Raw genomic sequence first — 21,909 nt, forward strand, 5'->3', positions numbered from 1 at the left:
TTCGGCCGCAGGGATCCGGCTTCGTCGTTGAGCTCATTCCGTGCGGCACTCGGTGAGTGAACGGACCGGTCGTCCGATCTCGTTGGACGAACGGTCCGTTCACTCGCATCCGGTGCCGGTCAGCTCAGCGGGATGAGGAGGCGGAAGGTGGATCCGGCCGGGTTCGTGGTGAGTTCCACGCGGCCGTAGTGGGCTTCGGCGATGGCGGCGGTGATCGCCAAGCCCAGGCCGGTGCCGCCCTCGGAGCGTTCCCGGCCGTCGTCGACCCGGTAGAAGCGGTCGAAGATCCGGCGCGCGTGCGCGGGCGGGATGCCCGGACCGCCGTCGCTGATGGAGACCACGCCCATCGGCGGGCCCGGTTCGACCGCGGCACCCGCCGCGAACACGTCGTCGCGCGCCGCCCCGTGCCCCACCTCGATCCGCACCGGCGCGCCCGGGGTCGTGTGCACCAGCGCGTTCGTCATCAGGTTCGTGAGCACCTGCCGCAGCCGCGGCCCGTCGCCGAGCACCCGCACCGACCGCTGCGGCGCCACCAGCTCGATCTCGCGGCCGGTGTCGCGCACCCGCGCGTCCCCGGCGACGTCCCGCGCCAGCGGGACCAGGTCCAGGTCCACCAGGTCGATCGTGCGCTCCCGATCCAGCCGGGCGAGCAGCAGCAGGTCTTCCACCAGGTCGCCCATCCGGACCGCTTCGCTCTCGATGCGCGACATCATCAGCCGCACGTCCTGCTCTCCCGGCGACTCGCTGCGCCGGTACAGCTCAGCGAAACCCCGGATCGAGGTCAGCGGGGTCCGCAGCTCGTGCGAAGCGTCCGCGACGAACCGGCGCAACCGGTGCTCGGACTGCTCGCTCTGCTGCAACGCCGCCACCAGCCTGCCCAGCATGGTGTTCAGCGCCGCGCCGAGCCTGCCGGTCTCGGTGCTCGGGTCCTGGTCGGCGATGCGGCGGTCCAGCTCGCCCGTGGCGATGGCGTGCGCGGTGTGCTCGATGCGGGTCAACGGCCGCAGCCCCAGCCGCACCGTCACCATCGACACCACCGCCAGCACCGCCACGACGATCGCGCCGACCACCAGCTCGATGATCATCAACCACTGCAGCGTCAGGTCCACGTCACCGGTCGACAGCGCCAACGAGACGCTCTCCCCGTCGGACCTGGTCTCGGTGAGCACGCGCCAATCGGCGCCGCCGGAGCCGTCGGGCACCGTGATGACCCGGCCCTCCGGGCCCGGGTGGCGCAGCATCGGCTTGCCCGGATCGGTTTCCGTCGGCCCGATCACCTTCCACAGCTCGCCGTCCGCGGTGAAGAACAACGCCCGGAAGTCCGTGGGCAGGTTCGGGCCGCGTCCCGGCTTCTCGTCGGGCACCGGCGGTGGATGCCGGTCGTCCACCCACGGCCGGGACATCTCGTGCAACCGCCCGTCTAGCTTGTCCATCAGCGAATCGCGCAGCAGCAGCTGGCTCGCGAAGCCCATCGCCACCAGCCCCGCCACGGTGGCGCCGATCAGCACCAGCAGCAGCCTGCCGCGCAACGTGCGGGCGAACCGCCGCATCCCGTTCAGCATCGCGCCCGCTCCTCCGGCGGGATGCGCAGCACGTAGCCGACGCCGCGAATGGTGTGGATCAACGCGGGCCGCACGAAGTCGACCTTGCGGCGCAGGTAGCTGATGTAGGACTCGACGATGCGGCTGTCGCCGCCGAACTCGTAGTTCCACACCCGGTCGAGGATCTGGCCCTTGCTGACCACCTTCTCGGCGTTGATCAGCAAGTAGCGCAGCAGCTTGAACTCCGTCGGCGACAGGTTCACCAGCTGCCCGTCCCGGCGCACCTCGTAGGTCTCTTCGTCGAGCTCCAGATCCTGGTAGCGCAGCCGCGAATCCGGCTCGGCGACCTGCGCGGGCTGGGCGCGGCGCAGGATCGCGCGCAGCCGCAGCACCACCTCGTCCAGGCTGAACGGTTTCGTCACGTAGTCGTCACCGCCCGCGGTGAGCCCGGCGATGCGGTCCTCCACCGCGTCGCGCGCGGTCAGGAACAGCACCGGCACGGCGTCACCGCCCTCGCGCAGCCGCCGGGCCACGGTGAACCCGTCCTGGTCCGGCAGCATCACGTCCAGCACGACGATGTGCGGGCGGAAGTCGCCCGCCGCGCGCAACGCCTCGGCCCCGCTCGCGGCTCCCCGCACCTCGAAACCGCTCAGCCGCAGCGCGGCGGTGAGCAGTTCCAGGATGTTGGGCTCGTCATCGACGACCAGTACCCGCGCCGACGGCGCCTTCGCATCAACCACCGGACCAGGATCTCCCACTCATCTGGGGACTCGCTGAACAGATGCTGGGAACCCGGTGGGGACCTGGGAACGCCGAGCGCCCCGGTCACCGCTCGGCGCCGAGCGGTGACCGGGGCAGCGGGCATCAGGCTCGGCAGTCGTAGAGGCCCTCCGATGCCTGGTCCGCGCCTTGCTCGGAGGTCTCGCCCCCGTAGGCGGCCGGGTCCACCAGGGTGCAGTTCCGCCGCACCCATTCCTGCCGCTCGCTCGCGGCGCCGCCCTGGTCGCCGGGCATCCCGCCCTGCGACCGGCCATCCCGCACCTGATCACCTCGGGCCTGGTCGCCTCCGGCCTGACCGCCGGGAGCCTGATCGCTCTGCCCCGGGCCGCCCCCGCCGGGACCGCCCCGGCCGCCGAGCTGCACGAAGCCGAGTTCCCCCTGCTGCTTCCACTCGGTCAGCAGCGCCACCGACGGGGCGTCGTCGCTGCCCATGAAGCCGCCCATGCCGACCACCCGGAGGTCGCTGTTGATGATGTAGGTGCCCGCGCCCATCGCACCGCCCTCGACCGCCAGCGGGATCTCCCGGTCACCGGCGTTGTCCGCGACGTAGGCCAGCAACGACTTCTGCTCGTCGCTGAGCGAATCCCCGCCCATGCCGCCGGGCATCCCGCCCTGCGGCAGGCCGCGGCCGTCCTGACCGGTTTGGCCCTGCTGACCTGGCTGGTCCTGACCGGGCCGCCCCTGCTGACCGGGCTCGCCATCACCGCCCTGGCCGGGCATTCCGCCCGGACCACCGCGGCCACCGGGACCGCCCATGCCGGTGGACGGACCCGCCGTCGGGTTCGCACCGCCCATGCCGCCGCCGCTGTCCCCGGCGAACGCCGTGGCCGCCGACCACGCGCTCGGCACCGCCAGCACCGCGGCCAGCGACAACGTCAGCGCGACCTCGCCCAGCCCTGCCTTCCAGCGACCCAGCACCAGCGCGAGCACCGCGAGCACGCCCAAGCCGATCGCGAGGTACCCGGCCCACCCGTTCCAGTCCGGGTCGCGGAACACCAGCACGGCCGCCCACGCCACGGTGATCACCACTCCGATCGGCAGCAGCACCCAGGCGCCGCCCTCCGGCCGCCGGTAGGCCGCCCAGAACCGGACCAGCCCGGCACCGGCCACCGCGCCGACCGCCGGGGCCAGCATCGTCGTGTAGTACGGGTGCATCGTGCCTTGGGCGAAGCTGAACATGAAGCCGATGAACAGCAGCCAGCCGCCCCACAGCACCCAGCCCGCCGCGCGGAACCGATCGCCCGGCTCGCCCGCGCGCCGCCGCAGCACCGCGCCCCCGGCGACCGCTACCAGGACCAGCAGGCACAGCGGCAGCAACCAGCTGATCTGGCCCGCGAGCTGCTCGTTGGCGAAGCGCAGCACGCCGGACTCGCCGGAGAACCCACCGCCACCACCAGGGCCACCGCCGCCGGGACCGCCACCGCCACCGTTGCCCTCACCGCCGAGGATTCGTCCGAACCCGTTGTAACCGAAGATCAGGTCCCAGGCAGAACCGTCCTCACTACCGCCGATGTAGGGCTTCGGCGACGGCCACAGCATCGTCACCGCGACCCACCAGAACGACGCGACCAGCACCGTCACCGCCGCCACGGCCAGATCGACCGCCCTGCGGCCCCAGGACGCCTCGCGCCCCACCAGGTACACCGCGATGAACACCGGCAGCAGCATCCACGCCTGCAGCATCTTCGTGAGGAAGCCGCAGCCGATCAGCGCCGCCGCTCCCACCAGCCACCACGTCGCCCGCGAAGCGCGCTGCGCGGAGAGCGCGCGGGTCAGCGCGTACGCGGCGGCCACCACCAGCAGCACCAGCAGCGTGTCCGGGTTGTTGTCCCGATTGATCGCCACCGTGATCGGCGTCAGCGCCAGCACCAGCGCCGCCAGCAGCGCCGCGTGCTCCCCCGCCCACCGGCGAACCGCGCGGTGCAGCAGGAACACCGCCGCTGCACCCATCACCACCTGCGGGAACAGCACGGCGAACTTGCCGTGGCCGAACACCTGCGCGGAGACGACCTGGACCCACAGCGCCATCGGCGGCTTGTCCACCGTGACGACGCCCGCCGGGTCGAACGAGCCGAACAGGAAGTTCTCGAAGCTCTGCGACATCGACTTGACCGCCGCCGAGTAGTACGTGTTGCCCCAGGAGTCCCCGATACCCCACGCGTAGAGCACGGCGGAGAGCAGGCAGATCGCCGCGAGCGCGAGCGGTTGCCACCGGCTCCGGCTGGGTGCGTCGACGGCGTCCGATCTGGGCGCGCCGAGGGCGACCGTGGTCATGCGGATTCCTTTTCAGAGGTGGAGGGAACGGGAGCGGGCCGGAAGACCCAGGACCGCAGCAGCACGAACCGCAGTGCGGTACCGACGACCGACGACGTCACCAGCACGAGGACTTCGAGCCAGCGCGAGGCGTCCGGGACGGCAGCGTCCAGCGCGAGCAGCGCGCCCGAGGTCACGACGTAGTACAGGGCGAACACCACGAGCCCCTGCACGTGCGCCCGGCCGGAGGCCGCGGACCGGCCGACGAAGGTGAACCGCCGGTTCGCCTCGGTGTTCCACAGCGTCGTCACCGTGAGCGCCACCAGGTTCGCCAGCAGCGGTGGCCACCACGTCCGCAGCAGCGCGTACAGCACTGAAGTGACCACAGTGGACAAGATGCCGATCAGCCCGAACGAGAACAGCTGCCACAGCAACCCGTTCTCCCGCTCGGCCAGCACCGCCTGCGGGTGCGCGGCGCGCGGTTCCGGGCGCCGCGGCAATCCCGGCACCGTCGCCGCGCCGGTCACCTTCGCCCGCGCCACCCGCAGCAGCCCGGCGAGGTCGTCGGTGGCGGTCTTGGTGACGTTGACGCGGGTGTCGACGTCCTCGACCCAGTCCACCGGGACCTCGTGCACCCGCAGGCCGTTGTGCTCGGCCAGCAGCAGCAGCTCGGTGTCGAAGAACCAGGCGTCGTCCTGCACGTGCCGCAGCAGCGGTTTCACCACGTCGGTGCGGGCCGCCTTGAAACCGCACTGCGCGTCGGAGAACCGCGCGCCGTGCGTCCAGCGGACGACCTTGTTGTAGGCGCGGGAGATCATCTCCCGCTTGGCGCCCCGGATCGTGCGCGAACCCGGCGCCAGCCGAGAACCGATCGCCAGGTCCGAATGCCCGTTGACCAGCGGCGCGACCAGCGGCAGCAGCGCGTCCAGGCCCGTCGAGAGGTCCACGTCCATGTAGACCACGACATCGGCGTCGCTGTAGCCCCACGCGGTGCGCAGCGCCAGGCCGCGTCCCTTGCGGTCCAGGTGCAGCACCCGCACGTTCGGAATCGCCTCGGACATCTCGTTCGCGACCCGCAGCGTGCCGTCGGTGCTGGCGTTGTCCACGACCGTGATCGACCAGTGGAACGGGAAATCGTGCTCCAAGTGCTCCCGGAGCACCTGCAGGCAGCCGGGCAGCGACCGCTCCTCGTTGTAGACCGGGATCACCAGATCGACCGTCGCCGTCTCGCGCGCCGTCGCCTCCCGGTGCGCGACCTCGACACTTCCTCGCGGCATCACGTTCATCCCTTCCCCACGTTCTCCCGCTCCTGACATCACGGCCGGCAGCGGCGGCGACCTGGTTTCCATGAAGCACCGCCGGGTTTTCAAGCGGCTAGGCGCGAGGTGGGAGTTCGCTGGGAATCACGGCCGCCGGACCGTCCCCGCGACACCGGAAACCCCGGAGGCCGCGCGGGGTGCTCGTTCGATCCCGTCCGGCCGGCGGCGAAACCGCTGAAGTCGCGGCTGCGCAGACCATTCCGGAGGACTCCCGGATCGGCCGGAGACCTCGCAGCGGACGTCCAGCCGATTCCCAGGTTCGCCGTCCACCGTCGGGGGCCGACGGCGAGCAGAGGAGAAACGCGGTGCGCAAGCTCGAACGGTCCCGAGCCGCCCGGCTGGTGCTGGGCGGCAGCGCCGATCCGCCGTGGGCGCGGCCGGCGCTGATCGGGGTGCTCGCGGTGGCGGCGGTGCTCGACACCTGGGCGTTGTCGATCAACGAGTGGGCGAACACGTACTACTCGGCGACCGTGCTCGGCATGACGCGCAGCTGGGAGGCGTTCTTCTACGGCTCGCTGGACGCGGCCTCGTTCATCACCGTCGACAAGCCGCCGCTGGCGCTGTGGGTGCAGGCGCTCTCGGCGCGGGCGTTCGGCTTCAACTCCTGGAGCCTGCTGGTCCCGCAGGCCGTGTTCGCGGTGCTCACCGTGCTCGTGCTGCACCACTTGGTGCGCCGGAGCTTCGGGCACGCGGCGGGCCTGCTCGCCGCGCTGGTGCTGGCGGTGACGCCGATCGCGGTGGCGATGGCGCGGCACAACAACCCGGACGCGCTGCTGGTGCTGCTCACGGTGCTCGCGCTGTGGGCCGCGTCCAACGCGATCCGCTCCGGCAAAGCGCTACCGCTGGTGTGGTGCGCGGTGGCGATCGGGCTCGCGTTCAACGTGAAGATGCTGCAGGCGTACTTCGTGCTGCCGGTCATCGCCGTCGCGTACCTCGTCGCCGCCCGGCCGCGGTGGCCGCGCAAGCTGCTGCACCTCGGTACCGCGACCGCCGTGCTGGCCGTGGTGAGCGCGTCGTGGATGGTCGCCGTGGACGCCGTCCCGGCCGACTCGCGGCCGTACATCGGCGGCAGCACCGACAACACGGTGCTCGATCTGCTGCTGGGCTACAACGGCCTCGGCCGGGTCTTCGGCCAGGACCACATCGCCTCCCCCGGCATGATGGGCGGCGGTCCGGGCGGCGGCCCTCAGGGCGGCATGCCGGGACAACTGCCGCCCGGCGGACCCGGCGGAGGCGGTCCCGGTGGCGATGACGGCGGGCTCACGCGGTTGATCGGCGACCAGGTCGCCGGGCAGATCTCGTGGCTGTTCCCGCTGGCGCTGTGCGGCATGATCGCGGCGCTCGTCCACCTGCGGCGCCGTCCCCGCCACAACGCCCAGCGCGCGGATTTCCTGCTGTGGGCGGGAACCCTGCTGGTCACGGCCGCGGTCTTCAGCTTCGCCTCCGGCATCTGGCACCCGTACTACACGGTGGCGCTGGCGCCGCCGCTCGCCGCCGTCGTCGGCATCGGCGTGGTGTGCATGGTCCGGCTGTTCCGCGTCTCGACCGGCTGGGGCGCGCTGCTGCCGACGTCCATCGCGGCTACGGGGGCTTGGGCGTACCACTTGCTCGACGACGACTTCGCGGCGTGGCTGCCGCCGCTGATCGCGGTGCTCACCGCGGTCTCGGTGCTGGTGCTGGCGCTCCTGCTCGCGTTCCCCCGGCAACGCCGGATGCGCCGGGCCAGGCCGGGGCTCGCGGCAGTGCTCGCCGGGCTCGTGGCGATGCTGTCCGGGCCGACGGCGTACTCGCTGACTCCGCTGAGCACACCCATCCAGGCGACCTTCCCGTCGGCTGGCCCGTCCGGACAAGACGGGCCCGGTACGGGACCGGGCGGAGGAGGACCCGGCGGGCGCGGTGGCCCCGGAGGCCAGGGAGGGCAGCGGGCACCGGCGCCGCAGAACCAGAACTCCGCGCCGGACGGCCGGGCGAACGCTCCGGACGGCCAGGAGCCCGGCGGCCGAGCCGACGGCAGCATTCGAGGCGGACCGGGCGGGGGGAGCACCGAGGTCAACGACCAGGTGGTGCGCTACCTGACCGCGCACCACCGCGACGAGACCTGGCTGGTCGCCGTCGTCGGCGCCATGGTCGCCGCGCCGATCATCCTCGACACCGGGCAGCCCGTGATGGCCGTCGGCGGCTACAACGGCAACGACCCGGCGCCGACCGCGGACGCGTTGCAGAGCTACGTGCGGGAAGGGACGTTGCGCTACGTGTGGACCGACGGCACTTCGGGAGTGCGGAGCATGGGAAGCGAAGTCGACACCCGCGTGGTCGACGAGTCGATGGCCTGGGTCGCCCAGCACTGCACGGCCGTCGACCCCACCGCCTACGGCGGCACCGAGGCGGCCACCGGCACCACCGAGGCGCAGACCCGGCTCTACGACTGCAAGGCTCCGCACTGATGCCGTCACCCCGCCGGGCGGCACCGCGCCTCGGCATCGCGCTGCTCGCGGTTCTGTGCACGACGAGCACCGCGACCGCGCCGAGGGAAACCGTTGCGGCGCAACCACTTCCGGTGCCGCCCGCCGCTACCCCGCCGATGGGCTGGAACAGCTGGAACACCTTCGGCTGCGACATCGACGAGGCCAAGATCCGCGGCGTCGCCGACGCGATGGTGCGCTCGGGCATGCGCGACGCCGGCTACCGCTACGTCGTCGTCGACGACTGCTGGTACGAACCGGAACGCGACGCCGCCGGGAACCTGCGGGCCGACCGCGCCCGCTTCCCCGGCGGCATGGCCGCGCTCGGCGACCACCTGCACGCGCGCGGCCTGCTGTTCGGCCTCTACATGTCGCCGAACGTCGAGACCTGCGCCCAGCGCACCGGCGCTTACCCGGGACTGACCGGCAGCGGGGACCGCGAGGTGCGGGACGCCCGCACCTTCGCGTCCTGGGGCGTGGACTACCTGAAGTACGACTGGTGCCGCGGAGCCGGTTCTCCGCGCACCCAGCGGGCGGCGTTCACCGCGATGCGCGACGCGCTGGCCGCGACCGGCAGGCGCATCGTCTACAGCATCAACCCGAACAGCAACTTCCCCGGCGCACCGGGCGAATCCGAGAGCTGGTGCGGCGTCGCGCACCTGTCCCGCACGACCGAGGACATCCAGCCGGTCTGGAGCACGGGCCACCGCAACGAACATCCGATGGGCGTGCGCGACATCATAGAAGTCCACAGTGGAGTGAGCGGTCGCCCGGAGCCCGGCTGCTGGAACGACCCCGACATGCTCGAAGTCGGCGTGCACGACGTCAACGGCTACGCGGGCCTCACCCCGCAGGAGCAGCGAACGCACCTGAGCATGTGGGCGATGTTCGCCGCACCCCTCATCGCGGGCAACGACCCGAGGACCACGACCGAGCCCGTCCTGGACCTGCTCACCGACCCCGGGATCCTCGCCATCGACCAAGACCCGCTCGGCACCGCCGCCACCCGCAAGACCGGCGGCGACCACCAGGTCTGGGTCAAACCGCTGCACGACGGCACCGCCGTGGCGCTCTACAACCGCGGCGACGCGCCCGCCCGGATCAGCACCGACCTGGCCGAGATCGGGCTCAGCGCGGGCGACCACCGCGTCCGCGACCTGCGCGACGGCCGCATCACCGAGACCACCGACCGCATCACCGCCGACGTCCCCGCCCACGGCACCGCGCTGCTGCGGCTCGATCAGTAGTGCGCGTTGCGCGGCTTCGGCTGGCACACCGGGCAGCTGTAGGACGAGCGGTTCATGAACGCGTCCCGGCGCACCGCGGCTCCGCAGCGCGGGCACGGGCGGTCGGCCTGGCCGTACACCGCGAGCGACCTGTCGAAGTACCCGGATTCGCCGTTGACGTTCACGTACAACGCGTCGAACGAGGTGCCACCGGCCTCCAGCGCGGTGGACATCACCTCGGTGACCGCCGCCAGCAGCGTGCGCACCTCCGGCCGCGTCAACGTCTCCGTCGGACGAGCCCAGTGCAGCTTCGCCCGCCACAACGCCTCATCGGCGTAGATGTTGCCGACGCCCGAAACCAGGCTCTGGTCCAGCAGTGCCCGCTTGACCCCGGTGCGCCGCGATCGCAGCTTCGCCACCACCGCTTCGAGGTCGAAGACCTCCTCCAGCGGATCCGGGGCGATGTGCGCCACCGGTGTCGGCAGCAGCACGCCACCCACCTCCACCTGATCGGCCAGGCTCAGCCCGCCGAACGTGCGCTGGTCGACGAAACGCAGCTCCGGGCCGCCGTCGGCGAATCCGAACCGCACCCGCAGGTGCTTCTCATCCGGAGTCCCCACCGGCTGCACCAGCAGCTGACCGCTCATGCCGAGGTGGGTCAGCACCGCCTCGCCCAGCGCTTGCGCGGTACCGACGAACTCGGTGGCCTGCGGCGCCGCGTCCTCGGCGAGCTCCAGCCACAGGTACTTGCCGCGCCGCCGCGCCGCGGACACCGCGCGCCCGGCCAGCCGGGCCTGGAAGTCCTCCGGCCCCGGCACGTGCCTGCGCACCGCACGCGGATGCAGAACCTCCACAGTGGACAGGATGCGACCGGTGACGTGCTCGGCGACACCGCGCCGAACGACCTCCACCTCAGGCAACTCCGGCACGAGCCCACCTTCCACCACGCCCGGACCACCAGCGGCCGAGGCGACCAGTTGATCTTGAAGGCCGCGAAAAGGCCGGTCAAGCAGAGGATTCCGCGGCGGGTGCCGCCGGAGAGTCCACCGCTCAACCGGCCTCGAAACGGCTCACAGCCAGGCGATCACGCTGAATCGCCGGCGCGAGCAGAGCCGTCGACGGGCTCCGCGGCGGATTGCTCCGTCGCGGCGTCTCCGCCACCGCCCTGCCCGGCTTCGCCCTGAGCGGCCTGTTCCTCCCGCTCGGACAACGAACGCCACGCCGCCTCAGCGGCCTTCTGCTCGGCTTCCTTCTTGGTCCGGCCATCACCCTCGCCGAGGGTGTCACCGGCCACGGACACGAACGCGCTGAACTCCTTGCGGTGATCAGGCCCGCGCTCCTGCACCCGGTACTCCGGCACGCCCTGACCGGTGGCCGCCGTGAGCTCCTGCAGGCTGGTCTTCCAATCCAGCCCGGCACCGCGCTGCGGCGCCTCGGTCAGCAACGACCCGAACAGGCGGTAGATCATGTCCCTGGCCACGTCGATGCCGTGTTCCAGGTACACCGCGCCGAGCACGGCCTCCAAGCTGTCCGCGAGGATGCTCGCCTTGTCCCGGCCGCCGGTGAGCTCCTCACCGCGGCCCAGCAACAAGTACTGGCCGAGCCCGCCCTCGCTGAGGGAACGGGCCACCCCTGCCAGCGCGTGCATGTTCACCAGACTCGCGCGCAACTTCGCCAGCTGACCTTCCGGCAGGTCCGGGTGTTCCCGGTACAGCCGGTCGGTGATCACCAGGCCGAGCACGGAGTCCCCGAGGAACTCCAAGCGCTCGTTCGGCGGCAGGCCACCGTTCTCGTACGCGTAGGAGCGGTGCGTCAGGGCAAGCGTGAGCAGCTCGGCGTCGAGTTCGACGCCGAGCGCTGACATCAACGGGGCCCGGTCCGTCAAGCGGTTCCGGGACTGCTTTCCCCCCACTCCGCGATCCGCGGGCGTCAGGCGGGCTGGACGACCTGGCGGCCGTCGTACTGGCCGCAGGCGGGGCAGACGACGTGCGGCAGCTTCTGCTCCCGGCAGGCCCGGTTCGAGCACTGCACCAGGGTCGGCGCGGTGGCCTTCCACTGGGACCGGCGGTGCCGGGTGTTGGAGCGGGACATCTTGCGCTTGGGGACGGCCACGACTAGTTCTCCTCTTCGTTTCCGCCGAACCGCTCACGCAGCGCGGCCCAGCGAGGGTCCATCGTCTCATGGGTGTGCTCGGGATCGAGCTCGGCCCACTTCACCCCGCACCCGGTGCACAGGCCCTGGCAGTCCTCACTGCACACCGGGGACGTGGGCATCGTCAGCAGCATGGCGTCCCGCACCGCGGGCTCCAGGTCGATCAGGTCGTCGACGACGCGGCTGACCTCGTCCTCGTCGGTGGTGGCGTCGGTCGTGCTGTCCGGGTAGGCGAACAGCTCGCGCAGCTCGATCTCGATCTCCTCGGAGAACTTGTCGAGGCAACGCGCGCACTCACCCGTGAACTCCGCCGTAGCGGTGCCCGAGATCAGCACTCCTTCCACCACGTTCTCCGCCAGCACGTCGAGCCGGACCGGATCGCCCTCGGGCACTCCGATCATGTCCAGGCCGAAACCGGCAGGCGCCGGCGCACTGCGGGTAAAGCTGCGGCTGCTGCCCGCGCGGTTGCCGAGCTCGCGGGTGTCGATCACCCACGGGCCGACCTGCGGGGCGGCGCTTGCTGCATCACGGTTCTGGGACATCACGGATCTCGTCGAAGCGAAGGGGCGGGTCAGGTGTGCCAGCCGAAGGCTGAACGACCGTCCCGGGCCGGTGCTGCTTGGTCCAGGTGCGGTACCGATGGCGTGAACGGCCGGGACCGTCCAGCACGCGCGAAGCACCCGGCCGGGCCGACCACCAGGTCCGGCCCACCGCCCGGCCCGCACGGAGCAAGAACTCCGGAAAGCGGGATCAACGAGCATCCGTGGGACCGGCCAGGCGACCGGAACGCATCCGGACGGACCTCACGCGGCCATCGGAGCCAGGGTACGCCACGCCTCCGACCACCGGAAATCACCCCGGCCCGAAGCGCGTACCTGGAGTTGACCCCGCATCGCGCCCGCTCTAGGACCTGTCTTTGATCTTGCCCGGCCCAGGTGGGCCAGCGCCCCCTGAGCCTTGTCAGCGGCGGAGCCGCTGCGCAGTGACCGGGCTTGAGCAAGTCGACCGACCGGCGGGTTCTCAGCGGCTTCCTCGCGAGGACGGCCATTTCGCCGTGCACGCGTGCAGGAGAAATGGATCCCGCAGCGAGGAAACCGCTGAGGTTCCGCTACACGCAGGCCGCGCCGAGAGGACGCCTCGGGAGATCAGTTCTCCTCGTAGACGTTCGCCCCGGCGCGCGAGTCCTCGTAGTCGAACGGCACGCCGACCGGGCTGCGCAGCTGCTGGCGCCCCTTGCCGACGGTGCGCAGCGTGCGGCTGAGCAGGTCCTCGAAGTCCGCCAGCCGCGAGTCCACGTAGGCGTCGCACTCGGTGCGCAGCCGTTCCGCGTCCTCGTTGGCGGCCTCGACGATGCGCCGCGACTCGCTGTGCGCCGCCTGCGCGACCTCGGTGTCGGCGACCAGGCGGGCCTGCTCGGACCGGCCCTCGTGCACCGACTGCTCGTAGGCCGCCCGGCCCGCCTGCACCATGCGGTCCGCCTCGGACTGGGCGCGGCCCACGTAGTCCTCGTACTCGCGGCGACCGGCGGTCACCGACTCCTCCGCGCGAGCGCGAGCGTCGGCGATGAGCTGGTCGGCCTGTTCCTGGGCGTCGGCGATCAGCTGCTCGGCCTCGGCGCGCGCCGAGGAGACGGTGCGGTCCGCCTCCGACCGGGCGTCCCCTATGGCCTTGCCGGACTGCGCCTCCGCCTTGGACACCACGTCATCGCGGTGGTCGAGCACGTCCTGGGCGTCGTCGAGCTCCTGCGGGATCGCGTCCCGCACGTCGTCGAGCAGCTCCAGCACATCGCCACGGGGAACGACGCAACCCGAGGTCATCGGTACCCCGCGCGCCTCCTCCACGATCGTGACGAGCTCGTCCAGCGCCTCGAAAACCCGGTACACCTCGATCTCCCTGCCGTCGTAGCCGTCCGGAGCGGCAAGCATGACACCAGACTCCGGCCCCGGGGATCACGGGTCGGCCGATCACCAGTGTGCCGCCGCAGGCCACGCGAGGTGTGGACCCTCGCCGCGCGTGTCCCGATTCCCGCCGAGCGCCACGAACGCGCCGAGCCCCGCTCCCGCGACGACGAACGGGTCGCCCGCCCCGCGTGGGGCGGGCGACCGGACGATCTTGGCGCCGACGCGATCTCCTTCTCGAGCGAGCGGAGCCCGCGGAGTTCGATCCCGCGGCGCGACGGCCGCCGAACTCCCGCCCATCCGCTGCGCGGAGCAGGCCGGGGAGAACCGATCAGGCTCCGATGTTCGTGATGGAGAAGCTCTCGTAGTGGTCGTCGGTGTAGAAGAACTCCTTGCCCCCACCGACGACGAAGCGGCGGGCGCCGCGGTCGTCGCTACCGGGGGTCTCTACCGTGTACTCCTTGTAGTAGCCGTCCTCGCAGTCCGGCAGGATGCCCTCGCGGTTGGAGAAGGTCTGGTCGTCCTGCGGGTACGGGTACGGGCCGCCGGCCTTGATCAGCTCCACGGTGTCGGTGGCCTCGGGGGGCAGCGCCGAGAGGTTCACCGGGGGGAACTCGGCGGTGTCACCGCACACGGCGGCGGCGATCTGCTCGGTCTGGGCGGTGGCCGGACCGGCGGCCACCGCAGCGGCGGAGACCCCGAACAGGCCCGCGACGGCGAGCAGCCCGGCCAGCAGGACGTTCATGGCTTTCGACGAGATCTTCATGCCGCGGACGCTAACTCCCGGTCATGATCACCTGGCGCGTTGTCGTGAACACGAAGCCGAACGCGAGCACAGTTCACCCGGGCGTGGCCCTATTGTCGATCCGTGACATCTCCCGTTCTCCGGCGAGCCGCCGAAACCGACCTGGACGCCATCGTCGACCTGCTCGCCGACGATCCGCTCGGGCGCACCAGGGAACGCCCCGGTGACCCCGCGTACGCCGCCGCTTTCGCCGCGATCGACGCCGACCCGAACCAGCTGCTCGCCGTCGCGGACCTCGACGGGGCGGTCGTGGGAACGCTGCAGCTGACCTTCATCCCGGGGCTGTCCCACGCGGGCGCCACCCGCGCGCAGCTGGAGGCGGTGCGGGTGCGGCCGGACCGGCGCGGCGACGGGCTCGGCCGGGAACTGGTGCAGTGGGCGATCGAGCAGGCCCGGCAGCGGGGCGCGGCGATCGTGCAGCTCACCAGCAACGCCTCCCGCGAGCGGGCGCACCGGTTCTACGAGCGGCTCGGGTTCGAGCACAGCCACGTCGGCATGAAGCTCGACCTGCGCGGCTGAGCGGGGGCTCAGGAACCTTCGGCGTTGCGCTCCTCGACGCGCTGCACCAACCGCTGCTCGATCTTCGGCGGTACCAGGCTGGCCACGTCACCACCGTAGGTGGCGACCTCCTTGACCAGGGAGCTCGCCAGGAAGCTGTAGAGCGGGTTGGTCGACATGAACAGCGTTTCGACCCCGGACAGCCGCTGGTTCATCTGCGCCATCTGCAGCTCGTAGTCGAAGTCGCTGACCGCGCGCAGGCCCTTGACGATCGCGGCGATCCCGTTGGTCTGGCAGTAGTCCACCAGCAGGCCGTGCCAGGAGTCGATCCGCACGTTCGGCCACGGCGCGGTGACCTCTCGCAGCATCTCCAGCCGTTCCTCGACGGAGAACAAGCTGCGCTTGCTCTTGTTCACCAGGACCGCGACGACCACCTCGTCGAACAGGCCCGCGGACCGCTCGATGATGTCGAGATGACCGTTGGTGGCAGGGTCGTAGGAGCCTGGGCACACGGCACGCCTCATGAGGCGGGACGTTAGCACCGGCGGACACCGCCCTCAGGCCGGACGTGTCGGGGGTCACCGCCACCGGGGCCGGTCGGATCCGCCCCTCGTCCCACTCCTCCTTCGCGGCTTCGACAGCGGCGTCCTGCGCGGATCGCCCGCCGGGTCGCGTGGCCGGGGCTACCGGGTTTCGGCGTCGGATTCCGCGTCGTCGTCGAGGCAGGCCCAGTGCACGGCGGTGTCGCCGTAGCGGCGGGTGCGCTCCCGGGTGAGCGGCGCGGGCCACGCCGGGTCGCCGCTGCGGGTCGACTGCTCCAGGACGACGAGGCCGCCGGAAGCGGTCCAGCCGCCGGTGGCCAGCGCGTCCAGGACCTGGGCCAGCCGAGCGGGGTCGAGGTCGTAGGGCGGGTCGGCGAGCACCAGGTCGTAGGGTTCGGCGGGCGGGGTCGCCAGCGCGGTCTCGGCCTTGGCCTGTTCGACGGCGACGTCGCGGAATCCGAGCGTGGTGGCGTTGCGGCGGATGATCTGCGCGGCCCGCCGATCGGCCTCGACGAAGGTGGCGTGCCCGGCCCCGCGCGAGAGCGCTTCGAGACCGAGCGCGCCGGAGCCGCCGTAGAGGTCGAGCACCCGAGCACCGTCGAGGTCCACGGCCGCTTCGAGGGCGCTGAACACGGCTTCCCGGACCCGGTCCGAGGTGGGGCGGGTCCCGCGCGGCGGGACCTCGATCCGTCGGCCTCCCGCACTGCCTGCCACGATCCGCGTCACCGGGACAGTTTCGCACCGGCCGCGGACTCGGCGGTCGCGGGTGCGAGGCCTGGTTCTGATCTCGGGCGGTTCCGCGTGCGCCGGGCTCGTCGAGTCGTCGCCCTGCCAGCGGCGAAGCCGCTGAGCGGTGACCACCTGGGACACCGGACCACCGGCGGTTTCTCAGCGGCCTTCTCGCGAGGACGGCCGTTCCGCCGAGCGAAGGAGCTGCTCGGGAAAGGGGTCCCGCAGTGAGAAGGCCGCTGAGGTTCCGCTACCCGGACACCCGCGCGAAAAGATCAGACCAGGTTCGGACGACGCCGCTCACTGGACGACTTGGACCTCGTCGCCGGGGTTGAGCGTGTCGAAGAACTTCTTCGACGCGGTGGTCGACAGGTGGATGCAGCCGTTGGACTCCTGCTCGAGGCTGCCCTCGTGGAAGGCGACCCCGGTCTTGGTGAAGAACACCGAGTTCGGCATGGGCGCGTTGTTGAACTCGGTGCTGCGGTGGTCCGCGTCCTTCCAGAGGACCTTGTGCGTCCCGACCGGTGTTTCCGAGCCCACCTTGCCGGACGTCAGCGGCACCGGGCCGTAGAAGCCCGTGCCGTTCTCCTGCAACCAGGCCTGCTTGGACGACAGGTCCACGCAGGCCTTCGCGGTCGCCTGGCACGGCGTCACGTCGCCGGCGTCCGCGTAGGCAGCGGCGCCGGTGAGCGCACCCCCGGCGACCAGGGCGGCCACGGTGGCCACTCTGCCGAGACGCTTGTTCACGTTGCGCATGGGCTTCACGTCCTTCCTGCCTTCGCAGTTCACTCCACAGTGCCACAGGCACAAGGGTTCGAACACACTGCGTTCCCGGAATTGCGCTCAACCCCAACACTTTCATCCCATCGGACCCACAAACGCTGGTCATCCTGGGGTTTCCGATCACCCGAGATCGAATTCACCTTGCCCCGCAACGCATTTCCGCCCGCGGGCACGTGATCGCGCACGTTCCGGCGCCGACCCGAGGCGGTGTTCGAGCAGGGCGGCGGGAGAGGCCCGCCACGACGACCGCGCGGTGACCTCGCCGAGGGCCGGGTTCAGCCGCGCGGAGTCGCCACGGCGGCGTAGCAGGCGGCGCGGGACGGGTCGTGACCCGCCGCCGGTGGTCCGTCCGGGCGCCAGTCCGCCGGGTACACCAGACCGGGCTCGACGAACTCGAAGTCGGCCAGCAGCCCGGTGATCTCCTCGCGGGACCGCAGCACCATCCGCTCCGAGCTGCCCGCGTTGAACGTCTCCACGGTGCGGTGCACCTCGGGGTAGTCGTCGGCCGTCATGTGCGAGAACACCAGGAACGAGCCGGGCCGCATCACCTCCCGGTACGCGGCGAGCGCGGCGGCCGGGTCGTCCTCCTTGGTGAGGTAGTGCGTCATGGCCACCATCAGCACCGCGACCGGCTCGTCGAAGTCGAGCAGCTCCAGCGCGTCGGGATCGGCGAGGATCGACTCCGGTTCGCGCATGTCGGCGTGCAGCACGCGGGTGTTCGGGTCCTCTTCGAGCAGCGATCGGCTGTAGGCGACGGCGACGGAGTCGATGTCCACGTAGACGACGCGCGCACCCCGATCACCGCGCTGCGCGATCTCGTGCACGTTGCCGACGGTCGGCATGCCGGAACCGAGGTCGAGGAACTGCCGGATCCCGGCCTGCTGGCAGTACCGCACGGCACGGCCGAGGAAGGCGCGGTTGTCCCGCGCGGGCTGCGGTGTCGCCGGGAAGATCTTCTTGATCTCGTCGAGGACCCTGCGGTCGACCGCGAAGTTGTGCGAGCCGCCGAGGCCGTAGTCGTAGATCCGGGACGCGCTCGACTTGCTGATGTCGGCACCTCGGGGCAGCTCCACCACGGTTTCCTCCGTCGCTTCGCGCCCGGCGGCGAGTCTCACCGGGCACGCGGTCCCCGCCCGCCTCGCGGGTCCCGCAACGATGCAAACGGTACCTGCAAGATTCCGCAACACTCCCCGGTCGCCGCTCACGACCCCGGAAACGCCGGTGGCGCAGGTGCCCGGAGCACCTGCGCCACCAGCGCGGACGAGAAGGCCGTCAGCCGATCTCGATGATCAGGTCGCCGCCTTCCACCTGCTGCACCTGGCCGATGGCCAGCCGCTTGACCCGTCCCGCCTGCGGAGCGGTGATCGCGGCCTCCATCTTCATCGCCTCGATGGTCGCGACGGTCTGCCCGGAGCTCACCTCGTCGCCCTCGGCCACCGCGAGCGTGACGACACCGGCGAACGGCGAGGGCACGTGGCCAGGGCTGCCGCGGTCGGCCTTCTCCGCCACCGGCAGGTCCGTGGCCACCGACCGGTCGCGCACCTGGATCGGACGCAGCTGCCCGTTCAGGATCGCCATCACCGTGCGCATGCCCCGCTCGTCGGCCTCGCTGATCGCCTCCAGGCCGATGAGCAGCCGCACGCCCTGATCGAGGTCCACGGAGTACTCCTCCCCCGGGCGCAGCCCGTAGAAGAAGTCCTTGCTGCGCAGCAGCGACGTGTCCCCGTAGGTCTCGCGGTGCTCGGTGAACTCCTTGGTCGGCTTGGCGAACAGCAGCCGGTTGAGGGTGGCGCGCCGGTCCTCCACGAGTCCGGTGCGGTCCTCCGCGGTGAGTTCGGCGAGCTTGCGCTCCCCGGTGCGCCCTTCCAGCGCCCTGGTGCGGAACGGCTCCGGCCAGCCGGCCGGCGGTTCGCCGAGTTCGCCCTGCAGGAAGCCGATGACCGAGTCGGGGATGTCGAACCGGTGCGGCTCCGCCTCGAAGTCGGCGGGGTCGACCCCGGCCCCGACCAGGTGCAGCGCCAGGTCACCGACGACCTTGGAGGACGGGGTGACCTTCACCAGCCTGCCGAGGATGCGGTCCGCGGCCTCGTACATGGCCTCGATCTCTTCGAACTTGTCGCCGAGGCCGAGCGCGACGGCCTGGGTGCGCAGGTTCGACAGCTGACCGCCGGGGATCTCGTGCCGGTACACGCGGCCCGTCGGCGCGGCCAGGCCCGCCTCGAACGGCTGGTAGATCTTGCGCACCGACTCCCAGTACGGCTCCAGGTCGCACACCGCGCGCAGGTCCAGTCCGGTGGCGCGGTCGGTGTGGTCGGTGGCGGCGACCACCGACGACAGCGCCGGCTGCGAAGTGGTGCCCGCCAGCGAGGCCGAGGCCCCGTCGACGGCGTCCACTCCGGACTGCACGGCGGCCAGGTAGGTCGCCAGCTGCCCGCCCGGAGTGTCGTGGGTGTGCAGGTGCACCGGCAGGTCGAACTCCCTGCGCAGCGCGGTGACCAGCTCCGCGGCGGCCGGAGCGCGCAGCAACCCGGCCATGTCCTTGATCGCCAGCACGTGCGCGCCCGCGTCGACGATCTGCTCGGCCAGCCGCAGGTAGTAGTCCAGCGTGTAGATCTTCTCGGCCGGGTCCAGCAGGTCGCCGGTGTAGCACAGCGCCACCTCGGCCACGGACTTCCCGGTGTCGCGCACGGCCCGGATCGCCGGGCGCATCTGCTCGATGTCGTTGAGCGCGTCGAAGATCCGGAAGATGTCGATGCCGGTGTCGGTGGCCTCCTGCACGAAGTGCTCGGTCACCTCGGTGGGGTACGGCGTGTAGCCGACGGTGTTGCGCCCGCGCAGCAGCATCTGCAGGCAGATGTTCGGCACCGCCTCGCGCAGCTTCGCCAGCCGCTCCCACGGGTCCTCGGCGAGGAACCGCAACGCCACGTCGTAGGTGGCGCCGCCCCAGCACTCCAGCGACAGCAGCTCCGGCGTCATCCGCGCCACGTGCGGTGCCACGGCCAGCAGGTCCTTGCTGCGCACCCGCGTCGCCAGCAGCGACTGGTGGGCGTCGCGGAAGGTCGTGTCGGTGACGCCCACGGCGTCGGATTCCCGCATCCAGCGCGCGAAGCCCTCGGGCCCGAGTTCGGTGAGCCGCTGCTTGGAGCCTTGCCGCGCCGGTGCCGTCAAGTCGATGTCGGGCAGCTTGAACACCGGATCCGGAACGGTCGGACGCGACCCGTTGGGCTGGTTCACGGTGACGTCGGCCAGGTAGTTCAGCAACCGGGTGCCGCGGTCCGCGGAGTGGCGTGCCGTGAGCAGGTGCGGGCGTTCCTCGATGAACGAGGTCGTGACGCGCCCCGCGGCGAAGTCGTCGTTGTCCAGCACAGCCTGCAGGAACGGGATGTTCGTGGCGACGCCGCGGATGCGGAACTCGGCTAGGGCGCGCCGGGCGCGGGCCACCGCGGTCGGGAAGTTCCGCCCGCGGCAGGACAGCTTCACCAGCATCGAGTCGAAGTGCGCGCTGATGCTGGTCCCCGCGAACGCGGTGCCGCCGTCGAGCCGGATCCCCGCACCGCCCGGCGAGCGGTAGGCGCTGATCATGCCGGTGTCCGGGCGGAATCCGTTGGTGGGGTCCTCGGTGGTGATGCGGCACTGCAGCGCGGCGCCGCGCAGCCGCACCTCGTCCTGCGTCATGCCGAGGTCGGCGAGCGTCTCACCGGCGGCGATGCGCAGCTGCGACTGCACGAGGTCCGCGTCGGTGACCTCTTCGGTGACGGTGTGCTCGACCTGGATGCGCGGGTTCATCTCGATGAACACGTGCCTGCCCTGCTCGTCGACGAGGAACTCGACGGTGCCCGCGTTGACGTAGCCGATCTTGCGGGCGAAGGCGACCGCGTCGGCGCAGATGCGTTCGCGCAGCTCGGGGTCCAGGTTCGGGGCGGGCGCGATCTCGATGACCTTCTGGTGCCGCCGCTGCACCGAGCAGTCCCGCTCGTACAGGTGGATCACGTTGCCGGCCTGGTCGGCGAGGATCTGCACCTCGATGTGCCGCGGGTTCACCACGGCCTGCTCCAGGATCACCGTCGGGTCGCCGAAGGCGGACTCCGCTTCGCGCATGGCGGCTTCGAGCGCTTCGCGCAGTGCGCCGAACTCGCCGACGCGGCGCATGCCGCGCCCGCCGCCCCCGGCGACGGCCTTGACGAACACGGGGAACTGGAGGGATTCGCCGACGGACATGAGCTCGTCGATGTCCGCGGACGGCGCCGAGGAGTCCAGCACCGGCACGCCCGCCTCGCGGGCGGCGGCCACTGCGGTGGCCTTGTTCCCGGTCATCTCGAGGATGTCGTGGCTCGGCCCGACGAAGGTGATGCCCGCGTCGTGGCACGCCTTGGCCAGGTCCGGGTTCTCCGACAGGAAGCCGTAACCCGGGTAGATCGCGTCGGCGCCCGCGGTCTGCGCCGCTTTGATGATCTCGTCGACCGACAGGTAGGCGCGGACGGGATGTCCGGGCTCGCCGATCTCGTAGGACTCGTCGGCTTTCAAGCGGTGCAACGAGTTGCGGTCTTCGTGCGGGAACACCGCGACGGTGCCCGCGCCGAGCTCATAGCTCGCGCGGAAGGCTCGAATCGCGATTTCGCCACGGTTGGCGACGAGGACCTTGCGAAACATGCCGGCTACCTCCTGGACAGGTGTCGGACGGTCCCGAAACCGTACCGCGAAAATTCCGCCTGCCGAGAGGATCAGCGCGTGACCCACATCATTCGGTTATGTTGACCTGCGATTACAGCGACCCCGCACAAGGCCCTGCGAAAAGAAAATCCGCGATTCTTCCGTTTCCGGAACGATCCGGCCCGAGATCCACCCGCCGCCCGGAGGGCGCTGTTCACCTCCGGGCGATCCCGCCACGGAAACGCGCCCGGCCCCGCCCGGTTGCGGTCGCG

General features: G+C 71.3%; 18 protein-coding genes. 3 read left to right on the top strand and 15 right to left on the bottom strand.

Annotated elements, in window-relative coordinates; all coding sequences use genetic code 11:
- Positions 1 to 119 precede the first annotated feature (119 nt).
- The 4 genes from OOZ19_RS25660 to OOZ19_RS25675 form a co-directional block, all read right to left on the bottom strand.
- Positions 120 to 1,562 (bottom strand): sensor histidine kinase, encoded by a 1,443-nt coding sequence (locus OOZ19_RS25660; protein WP_266092724.1) that lies wholly within the window; start codon positions 1,560 to 1,562, stop codon positions 120 to 122.
- Positions 1,556 to 2,281, bottom strand: a complete 726-nt coding sequence (locus OOZ19_RS25665; RefSeq protein WP_266092725.1) for a response regulator transcription factor — start codon at positions 2,279 to 2,281, stop codon at positions 1,556 to 1,558. Before OOZ19_RS25665 ends, OOZ19_RS25660 begins: the two co-directional genes overlap by 7 nt.
- 124 nt (positions 2,282 to 2,405) lie before the next feature.
- Positions 2,406 to 4,595 (bottom strand): ArnT family glycosyltransferase, encoded by a 2,190-nt coding sequence (locus tag OOZ19_RS25670; RefSeq protein ID WP_266092726.1) that lies wholly within the window; start codon positions 4,593 to 4,595, stop codon positions 2,406 to 2,408.
- Positions 4,592 to 5,851 carry a bifunctional glycosyltransferase family 2/GtrA family protein gene (locus OOZ19_RS25675; RefSeq protein ID WP_416309507.1) on the bottom strand — a complete coding sequence of 420 codons (1,260 nt, stop codon included), beginning with the start codon at positions 5,849 to 5,851 and terminating at the stop codon, positions 4,592 to 4,594. Before OOZ19_RS25675 ends, OOZ19_RS25670 begins: the two co-directional genes overlap by 4 nt.
- A gap of 347 nt (positions 5,852 to 6,198) precedes the next feature.
- On the opposite strand from OOZ19_RS25675, the gene OOZ19_RS25680 reads away from it, so the two are divergent.
- Together OOZ19_RS25680 and OOZ19_RS25685 are read left to right on the top strand one after the other, a co-directional pair.
- Positions 6,199 to 8,337, top strand: a complete 2,139-nt coding sequence (locus OOZ19_RS25680; RefSeq protein WP_266092728.1) for an ArnT family glycosyltransferase — start codon at positions 6,199 to 6,201, stop codon at positions 8,335 to 8,337.
- On the top strand, positions 8,337 to 9,602 hold the full coding sequence (locus tag OOZ19_RS25685) for a glycoside hydrolase family 27 protein (protein WP_266092729.1): 1,266 nt from the start codon (positions 8,337 to 8,339) through the stop codon (positions 9,600 to 9,602). The genes OOZ19_RS25680 and OOZ19_RS25685 overlap by 1 nt, the downstream gene beginning before the upstream one ends.
- Here the strand turns inward: OOZ19_RS25685 and mutM are convergent.
- From mutM to OOZ19_RS25715, 6 genes are all read right to left on the bottom strand, one after another.
- Complete coding sequence (mutM, locus tag OOZ19_RS25690; protein ID WP_266092730.1) at positions 9,596 to 10,510, bottom strand: bifunctional DNA-formamidopyrimidine glycosylase/DNA-(apurinic or apyrimidinic site) lyase; 915 nt, start codon at positions 10,508 to 10,510, stop codon at positions 9,596 to 9,598. The two genes, OOZ19_RS25685 and mutM, sit on opposite strands and share 7 nt — an antisense overlap.
- Before the next feature lie 155 nt (positions 10,511 to 10,665).
- Positions 10,666 to 11,493, bottom strand: coding sequence for a ribonuclease III (gene rnc, locus OOZ19_RS25695; RefSeq protein ID WP_507028819.1), 828 nt, complete (start codon positions 11,491 to 11,493; stop codon positions 10,666 to 10,668).
- 17 nt (positions 11,494 to 11,510) lie between these two features.
- Positions 11,511 to 11,693: a 50S ribosomal protein L32 gene (gene rpmF / locus OOZ19_RS25700; RefSeq protein ID WP_184481814.1), complete on the bottom strand. Its 183-nt coding sequence runs from the start codon at positions 11,691 to 11,693 to the stop codon at positions 11,511 to 11,513.
- Between the two features lie 2 nt (positions 11,694 to 11,695).
- Complete coding sequence (locus OOZ19_RS25705) at positions 11,696 to 12,274, bottom strand: YceD family protein (protein ID WP_266092732.1); 579 nt, start codon at positions 12,272 to 12,274, stop codon at positions 11,696 to 11,698.
- Between the two features lie 603 nt (positions 12,275 to 12,877).
- On the bottom strand, positions 12,878 to 13,615 hold the full coding sequence (locus OOZ19_RS25710; protein WP_266092751.1) for a DivIVA domain-containing protein: 738 nt from the start codon (positions 13,613 to 13,615) through the stop codon (positions 12,878 to 12,880).
- Between the two features lie 346 nt (positions 13,616 to 13,961).
- Positions 13,962 to 14,396: a guanyl-specific ribonuclease gene (locus OOZ19_RS25715; RefSeq protein ID WP_266092733.1), complete on the bottom strand. Its 435-nt coding sequence runs from the start codon at positions 14,394 to 14,396 to the stop codon at positions 13,962 to 13,964.
- Between the two features lie 102 nt (positions 14,397 to 14,498).
- On the opposite strand from OOZ19_RS25715, the gene OOZ19_RS25720 reads away from it, so the two are divergent.
- A complete protein-coding gene (locus OOZ19_RS25720; RefSeq protein WP_266092734.1) occupies positions 14,499 to 14,954 on the top strand; it encodes a GNAT family N-acetyltransferase in 456 nt (151 codons plus the stop codon).
- A gap of 8 nt (positions 14,955 to 14,962) precedes the next feature.
- Here OOZ19_RS25720 and coaD read toward each other — a convergent pair whose 3' ends face one another.
- From coaD to OOZ19_RS25745, 5 genes are all read right to left on the bottom strand, one after another.
- Positions 14,963 to 15,457, bottom strand: coding sequence for a pantetheine-phosphate adenylyltransferase (gene coaD / locus OOZ19_RS25725; RefSeq protein ID WP_266092735.1), 495 nt, complete (start codon positions 15,455 to 15,457; stop codon positions 14,963 to 14,965).
- 159 nt (positions 15,458 to 15,616) lie between these two features.
- A complete protein-coding gene (gene rsmD / locus OOZ19_RS25730) occupies positions 15,617 to 16,201 on the bottom strand; it encodes a 16S rRNA (guanine(966)-N(2))-methyltransferase RsmD (protein WP_266092736.1) in 585 nt (194 codons plus the stop codon).
- A 303-nt stretch (positions 16,202 to 16,504) separates the two neighbouring features.
- Positions 16,505 to 16,960 (bottom strand): L,D-transpeptidase, encoded by a 456-nt coding sequence (locus tag OOZ19_RS25735; protein ID WP_266092737.1) that lies wholly within the window; start codon positions 16,958 to 16,960, stop codon positions 16,505 to 16,507.
- A 302-nt stretch (positions 16,961 to 17,262) separates the two neighbouring features.
- Positions 17,263 to 18,060 (bottom strand): SAM-dependent methyltransferase, encoded by a 798-nt coding sequence (locus OOZ19_RS25740; protein ID WP_266092738.1) that lies wholly within the window; start codon positions 18,058 to 18,060, stop codon positions 17,263 to 17,265.
- Between the two features lie 199 nt (positions 18,061 to 18,259).
- Positions 18,260 to 21,637, bottom strand: a complete 3,378-nt coding sequence (locus OOZ19_RS25745) for a pyruvate carboxylase (protein ID WP_266092739.1) — start codon at positions 21,635 to 21,637, stop codon at positions 18,260 to 18,262.
- Positions 21,638 to 21,909 lie beyond the last annotated feature (272 nt).

The sequence above is a fragment of the Saccharopolyspora sp. NFXS83 genome (assembly GCF_026241095.1).
GTDB lineage: Bacteria > Actinomycetota > Actinomycetes > Mycobacteriales > Pseudonocardiaceae > Saccharopolyspora_C.